The sequence below is a fragment of the Rhizobium sp. SEMIA 4085 genome (genome assembly GCF_013004495.1).
Classification (GTDB): domain Bacteria; phylum Pseudomonadota; class Alphaproteobacteria; order Rhizobiales; family Rhizobiaceae; genus Rhizobium; species Rhizobium gallicum.
Map to the genome: position 1 here is coordinate 1 of NZ_JABEPH010000484.1, position 3,572 is coordinate 3,572.

Below are 3,572 nucleotides of genomic sequence, written 5' to 3' on the forward strand. Positions count from 1 at the left end.
CTCGACGTGAAGTACTACGTGCTGCTGCCATCCATTTCGCAGGTGGGGTCCTCGATCGACAATGTGCAGTGGGAATCGATCCTGCGTTCGGTTTCAGCGCACCGTTCCTATAGCTGGGCCTATGATGAGGAGTACAAGGCGGCCAATATCGCCGACTTCCTGATCTTGAATGGCCAGATGCCGCGGTCGCTGGCCTATTGCTACGAAAAGATCGTCAGCAACCTCGGCTACATATCGAGCAGTTACGGCGGTGAACGGCTGCCGGCCCACGATACCGCCGACGCCATCCGGACATCATTGCAAACGAGGCAGATCAAGGACGTCATGGACCAGGGGTTGCACGAATTCCTTGAGGATTTCGTCAATCGCAACAACCAGCTGGGCATGGAAATTTCCGACGGCTATCGGTTCTACGTATAAGCGGGGCATGAGATGAGACTGAAGATTAGCCATGTCACCGAATACCACTACGACGAGCCGTCGCAGTTCTCGCTGCAGCGGCTGCGCCTGACACCGCCCTCAGCCTTCGGTCAGAAGGTCTTGAACTGGTCGTTGCATGTCGAAGGCGCCAAGCCAGAGGTGGAGTATGACGACCAGTTCGGCAACCATGTGAACCTCGTCTCGCTGCAAGGCGAACAGCAGGTGACGCGCATCGTCGCCGAAGGTGAAGTCGAAACCGAAGATCGCAATGGAGTGACCGGCCCGCATTCAGGCTTCTGCCCGCTGTGGCTGTTCCTGCGCGACACGCCGCGTACCAAGCCCGGCAGGCTCATCAGGGAACTCATACGGACCGTAAAAGGCGACAATGAGCTCGCGCTGATGCACGCGCTGATGGCGGCCATTCACGAAGCGGTCGAATACAAGCCGGGGACCAGCAACACGGACACGACCGCCGAACAGGCGATGGAGAAGAAGAGCGGCGTTTGCCAGGACCACGCCCACATCTTCGTTTCCGCGGCTCGCGCATTGCAGGTGCCGACGCGCTATATCTCCGGCTACCTGATGATGGAGGGGAAGGCGGAGCAGGCCGCGACACACGCTTGGGGCGAGGCGCACATTCCTGGCCTCGGCTGGGTCGGCTTCGATCCGGCAAACGACATCTGCCCCGATGCCCGCTACGTCCGCGTCGCTTCCGGCCTGTGCTACCGCGACGCAGCCCCTGTCTCCGGCATGCGCATCGGCACGCCGGGCGAGAAGCTCTCGGTCATGGTCAAGGTCGAAGATCAGGGCCAGATGCAAAGCCAGAGCTGATGGCCAGCATGGCTTAAAACTATTCGCAGAAAGGAAGATCGGAAGATTTTCATTTTGGCGTTACTTAGATTTCGGCTCAAAGCCGTGCTATAATAAGCTATGGCTTATTCTTCGAAAGATCTGGAGCTTTCCCGCCGGCGCGTCGCGGAAGACAGAAAGCACATCGCAGCGCAGGAAGCCCATATTGCGGGTGTTTTACTGCGGGGAGAACCGAGCTCGCTGGCCACAGAACAGCTCGTCGATTTCAATCAGCAACTGCGTGCTCACACTTTTGAATCCGATCTGATCGCTGCAGCTCTTCGGGCTGACCGCGCTCATTTGGAGGACTAACCGAATGACGCTTATCTTTCCCAACAAAAGCCGGACGTTCGACGAAACGAGGAAGGCTGTACGCTTTACCGGCTACGACGGCATGTTTGAAATCAGGTTTCTCGTCGAAGCAGCAGCGCTTGGACAATCCGCTGCGGCGAACGCTTCGGAGCTTGCCTGTCTCAATGCCTTTGACGCCGCACGCTCTACGATCCAGGAAGCAGCCGCCAGAGCCTATGCAAATCGGCGCGGAAACAATCTGACGCTCACCGCACGGGATTTCCGCTGATCGTGAAAATGTTCAGGCGATGGCGCCGTTATCGCCGGGCACCTCTTCCGTCACGACATCGAATTGCTTCAATACAGCCGGGCCGAAAGCGGTCGAGATGGCCACGTCCGTCGCGTCGCGGCCGGTTCCCATCAGTATGCGGCCGATGCGCGGAACATTGTGCCGGGCATCGACCGTATGCCAGTGGCCGCCCAGATAGACTTCGAACCAGGCGCTGAAATCCATCGGCGCGGGATCGGGCGGCACGCCGATATCGCCGAGATATCCTGTGCAATAGCGCGCTGGTATGTTCAGGCAGCGGCAGAGCGTTACGGCAAGATGCGCAAAGTCGCGGCAGACGCCGGTCTTGTCGCAATAGCCACCATGCGCGGTACGGAGTAGATCGGCTTTCAGGTAGTCGAATTCGATATGGCCGTGTACGAAATCGGCAATGGCCTGCACCCGCGGCCAGCCGGGTTTCGTCTGCGAGAACGTCGCCCAGGCGAAATCGCTCAACCGGTCCGTATCACAATAACGGCTGCCGAGAAGGAAAACGAGCACGTCGTCCGGCAGGTCCTTGATCTCGTGTTGCTGCGCATCCAGCGGCACCGCATCCGGCTGGCCGCTGTCGTAGATCTCGAACACGGTCGAAATCGTGGTCAGTCCCGGCGGGGCGACAATGCGTGTGCACGAATTCCCGAAACCATCGGTGTAGTTCCACGCCGCGATCGGCTGACTGAACGACAGCACCTGATCCGTCAGAAGGTCGGGACGCCGCGAGGGATGGACATTGAGGACGAGAAGCATTGGCGTTGGCTGCACACATTCATAGCCGATCGTGAAACCAGCGCGAATCTTCATGGAAGCTCCTTCGTCCAGCAAGCCCGCAGGCCATCAAGGAACGCCAGTAGAACATTTCGGTTCCACAGGGAAGCGGCCCCTTCGCCATATTTTACCGTTGGGTGGTAACGTTGACCTGCACAACCAGGTCGTCGAAATCGTCCGCCGCTCCGTCATAGCTGCCCCAGAGCGGAACCGCCTGGCGAGGATCGCGCGCAACGCCGACGCGGATCAGATCGTGGTTGCCGACGATGCCGTTCGTGGGATCGAATTCCACCCAGCCGGCGCCCGGGAGATAAACCTGGCACCAGGCATGCGTCGAGCCGCCGCCGAGCGTCGTCGAGCCGTCGCGATCCGGCACGTAGATATAGCCGGTGACGAAACGGGCGGCCAGGCCGAGCGAACGAGCCGCTTCCATCATTAGCAGGGCAAAGTCGCGGCAAGTTCCCTGCCGCATCATCAGCGTCTGGATCGGCGCCTGTGTTCCATGTTCAGAGCGGCGGGCATAGACGAAACTCTCGTGGATCGCATAGCAGAGCGTCATCAGGACGTGGCCCGTCTGGCCCGACGAGCTTGTTCCGACGAACTGATGCGCCCAGTGTGCGACTGCACCACCCGGATCCTCGTAGTGGCGCGTGATCGTTCAGGAAAGGTCCGTCAATTCCTCGTCGTCATAGGAAAAAGGGTAAGTCAGCGCCTTTCGATCGATTTCGAGATCGTGCGGCACCTGCGGCGTGTGGTCTGTGCGCATATTGGTCTCGAACCGCAACTGAGCGGCCGGCCGGTCTATATCCACGAGCGCAATGCAATTCCCGAAGACGTCGTGTATCCAACGGATTCCTGCCGGTTCCGGATCGATCGTCATCGTTGCATCCAGAAGCCGCTGGTCGAAGCTGTCCCGGGG

General features: G+C 59.5%; 5 protein-coding genes and 1 pseudogene. 4 read left to right on the forward strand and 2 right to left on the reverse strand.

All coding sequences use genetic code 11. The annotated features are described in order from the left end of the window. From C9413_RS29540 to C9413_RS29555, 4 genes are all read left to right on the forward strand, one after another. On the forward strand, nucleotides 1–420 hold a 420-nt coding region (locus C9413_RS29540; RefSeq protein WP_170251303.1), incomplete at its 5' end, for an alpha-E domain-containing protein. Between the two features lie 12 nt (nucleotides 421–432). Then, complete coding sequence (locus C9413_RS29545; protein ID WP_039845588.1) at nucleotides 433–1,251, forward strand: transglutaminase family protein; 819 nt, start codon at nucleotides 433–435, stop codon at nucleotides 1,249–1,251. Between the two features lie 99 nt (nucleotides 1,252–1,350). Next, nucleotides 1,351–1,581, forward strand: a complete 231-nt coding sequence (locus tag C9413_RS29550; protein WP_039845587.1) for a hypothetical protein — start codon at nucleotides 1,351–1,353, stop codon at nucleotides 1,579–1,581. A gap of 4 nt (nucleotides 1,582–1,585) precedes the next feature. Beyond that, a complete protein-coding gene (locus tag C9413_RS29555) occupies nucleotides 1,586–1,849 on the forward strand; it encodes a DUF1488 family protein (RefSeq protein WP_039845586.1) in 264 nt (87 codons plus the stop codon). A 12-nt stretch (nucleotides 1,850–1,861) separates the two neighbouring features. Here C9413_RS29555 and C9413_RS29560 read toward each other — a convergent pair whose 3' ends face one another. Further along, complete coding sequence (locus C9413_RS29560) at nucleotides 1,862–2,689, reverse strand: transglutaminase family protein (RefSeq protein WP_039845585.1); 828 nt, start codon at nucleotides 2,687–2,689, stop codon at nucleotides 1,862–1,864. Between the two features lie 91 nt (nucleotides 2,690–2,780). Next, a pseudogene (locus tag C9413_RS29565) lies at nucleotides 2,781–3,572 on the reverse strand (transglutaminase family protein); the annotation flags it as partial.